This window comes from Novosphingobium sp. CF614, from assembly GCF_900113255.1.
GTDB lineage: Bacteria > Pseudomonadota > Alphaproteobacteria > Sphingomonadales > Sphingomonadaceae > Novosphingobium.
In genome coordinates this window covers 1-3190 of record NZ_FOOR01000050.1, presented here as the reverse complement: position 1 = coordinate 3190, position 3190 = coordinate 1, and the positions used below count along the sequence as shown (strand labels likewise).

The 3190-nt window shown below is 62.2% G+C and carries 3 protein-coding genes; all 3 read right to left on the bottom strand.

Annotated elements, in window-relative coordinates:
- Nucleotides 1–183, bottom strand: a 183-nt coding sequence (locus BM052_RS19155; protein ID WP_143084922.1) for a hypothetical protein, incomplete at its 3' end; no start/stop codon positions are given.
- Nucleotides 184–348: 165 nt separating this feature from the next.
- Nucleotides 349–2502: a recombinase family protein gene (locus BM052_RS19150; protein ID WP_218151590.1), complete on the bottom strand. Its 2154-nt coding sequence runs from the start codon at nt 2500–2502 to the stop codon at nt 349–351.
- Between the two features lie 257 nt (nt 2503–2759).
- Nucleotides 2760–3080: an IS66 family insertion sequence element accessory protein TnpB gene (tnpB, locus tag BM052_RS19145; RefSeq protein ID WP_091149461.1), complete on the bottom strand. Its 321-nt coding sequence runs from the start codon at nt 3078–3080 to the stop codon at nt 2760–2762.
- Nucleotides 3081–3190: the final 110 nt, after the last annotated feature.

Here is a 3190-nt window from a genome sequence, read left to right as displayed (position 1 = left end):
GGGAAGCTTCTCCGAACGCTTGCCGAAGCTCGTGCGGTTGATCAGCTTGAGAATATGCTCGAGCCGCGCCGCGCGGGCGCGCTCGGCCAGCAGCATCGCCTTGAGCTGCTCGACGTCGTCGGGAAGCTCATCGTATCCGGCCTCTGCGCCGGTCGCTGCGGGGAGTTCTGGATGCGCCGCCACGCCCGCATCCTAGCGGATTTTGCTCTGTCAGGAACGGCCTTGCGCCAAGCAGAATCAGGCATGCGGCCTACTGTGCATGGAGCGGTTTGGGCACGCGCGGAACGTGCACGCGCGACCAGTCCAACCCTTCGATCGACTATGCATGTTGGTGCCCCTCAATTGAAGCTAATTGGACCTAAGGTCGATGCGATCGACATGATGGTTGCGGAGTTTGGCGACGGCCTCGCGAGTGGCTGGTGTGTCGTCGAAGAGGAACGCACCCGTGCCGGGTTCGTCGAGCAGGATTCGGCGCTGCCTGATCTGGACGCGCAGCCATTTTTCGGGGATTCCCATTGTCGCGGCCATTTCGCCGACCTTGAGCTTACCTTCGCCATGCCGCCAGCGGGACCGAGGTGTAGTGACCCTGATGCCGGCGCGTCGTCTGATGCAGCTCACGGTGATGGAAAGCACCCGATCCGGGCGGGTGGGCGAACGATATCCCTCGCGCGTGAGTGTATCGGCGATCTCGTCGTCAGGGATCTGCGCACGGGCCATTTCAAGGATGCGGAGGCGCATCTCCTCCCCGCGGGCAAGCGCTGCGATCGTCGCAACAGGCACGGCGATAGCCATTTCGGACGTTGCTCCGCCGCGCCAGACGATACGCACATGAGCGGTGCCGGGTTCGGTGCGGTCGAGCACCACCTTGTCGACCAGACACCTCAGCAAGGCTTTGCGATTGGCGTCGGTGGTCCCGGTATCCGCCCATATCTCCGGGAGCCGCCCATGGAGCGAGACGACCTTTTCGGTGAGAGCCTTGCCCAGCGTCAGGTTCGTGATCGGGGCGGTAGGACGTTCGCGTGCCGCCTCTTCTTCGGCGTGTTTGAGTTCGACCAAGGCCGCTTCCCACCGTCGTTCGAGTTCGCCGGCGACAAGTCTGTTGTCGGGATCGACGCGCTGGAACTGGCGCTCGGCGAGCGAAGCGAGATAACGCTTGCGTTCGAGCTGACGTTCAATGGCACCTCGCGTCGCCTTGTCACTCAGCTGCTGTGTCCGGCGGGCCCGGGACAGCGCGTCAAGTTCGGCAGGCGCCAGCGCGATCAGGAACGCCGCCGCGACAGCGGCATCGACACTGCGGGCGCGGACCTCCTGGCAGGTCGGAGCACCGGTTTGCGTGCGAAGATGGTTGCAGACATATCGGCCACCACCCTTATAGCGCACGAACATCTTGTGGCCGCAGCGGCCGCAATAGGCGATGCCATGCAGCAGCAACACGCCGTCGCGGGGAACGCCTCTGCTCTTGATGCGCATATATTCGGCCCGATTGTCCGTCAGGATAGCACGGATCTTCTGATAGGTCGGCCAGTCAATGTAGGCGGGGTACCGATCTTTCACGACAATCCGCCATTCCTCCATCGGCCTCGGCTTCTTTATGGAATGACCCGTAGGTGTTCGCCTCTCGCCAGTTTTGCTCCTTCCGAACACGAACGCACCAGCATAAGCAGGGTTCTTCAGGATCGCCGTCACGGCGGACGCCGGGGCATGCGTCCATCGAAGATCTCCATGCCGGTCGCGGCGAGGCAGGTCGAGTCCGCGGCTATTGAGCATCCGCATGACCTTCGCTGCCGCCCTCAGCCTCAGGAAGCTCTCGAACAGCAGATCGAGCCGCTCCTGAACCTCGATATTCGGGTCCTTGACCACCACGCCAGAGGGATCGCGGCTGAGCCCGACGGGCAACGTCAACGCCAGCTCGCCGCGCTCGGCCTTTGCCAGCAGGCCGGCAGTCAAGCGGCTTCGAATGGTGTGCAACTCAAGCTCGGAGATCGTTCCCTTGAGCCCGAGCAAGAGACGACCGTTCGGGCTGGCAGGGTCGTAGACGCCGTCGCGATCCGCGATCAAGCACCCTCGCAGGCGACAAATATCGAGCAGTGGGTACCAGTCCGAGCAGTTGCGCGCGAGCCGGGTAGCGTCGATCGAGAGGATCATTCCAACTTCGCTCAGTCCGACGCGTGCCACCAGGTCCTTAAAGCCGTCACGATGACTGGCGGAAGCCGCGCTAAAACCGAGATCAGTGTCGATAATATCGATATCAGCCTCGTGCCATCCGAGTTCCCTGGCTCGCTGCCGGAGCGCGTATTGCAACCGCAGGCTCTCCTGATGGCTGACCATCTGACTGGAGACGATTGACGGACGTAAACTACCGCCTTGCGCTCCAAGTGCGTCGCTTTGACCAGTTCGGACTTCATGACACATCTCCGCCAATACTGCGGCGATTTCGTCGACGACCTGCCGCTGCAAGCTGCGCGGCAGCGTCGTCCAAACATCCTTTGGATCGACGCTCATCTTCCAGCTGCCCAACCACTGAAATCAGTTCCTCGAGACCCTCGACACTCAACTTCGTCAGGCGCTCTGAGGGACCAGGCTCTTCAGTTGATGCGATTGGAATCAGAAGACTTATCCCAGCGCAATGTTCGACTTCATATGACGGTGCGAAATTGCCGCCACGGTGTGTCGAAACTCGGACCACTCGAAAACTCTTCCCGAAGAGCGGGTGGCTCGGATCGCGTACCGCCACCACGTCGGGTAAGGAATCTTCCGCCTTACTGGAGGGGATATTCCTGTATGCCTTCGATCAGCGCTGAGGCTTGCGCCGCCGACAGCTTCATTACACCGTCTCCCGGACGCGGCCACCGGAACTTGCCATCGTGCAGGCGCTTCGTCACCAGCACCAGCCCGGTGCCGTCCCAGACCAGGAGCTTTATCCGGTCCGCCCTGCGCGCCCGGAAGATAAACAGCATGCCAGAGAAGGGATCGAGTCTGAGTTCGCGCTCGACCAGCGAGGCGAGGCCCACCATTCCCTTCCTGAAGTCGACGGGCTGCGTCGCGACCAGCACTTTGAGCGGTCCAGGCGGGATGATCACGCGCTCACCTGCACCGCCAGCAGCACCCGCTCGATATGATCGGCGCTCACGTCGTCGGGCACGCGGATCGTCAAGTTGCCGGTCTCGATGACGATCTGCCCGCCCACCGA

Coding starts and splice junctions, on each gene's coding strand:
- BM052_RS19150 (WP_218151590.1), bottom strand. CDS start 2,502: ATGAGCGTCGATCCAAAGGATGTTTGGACGACGCTGCCGCGCAGCTTG.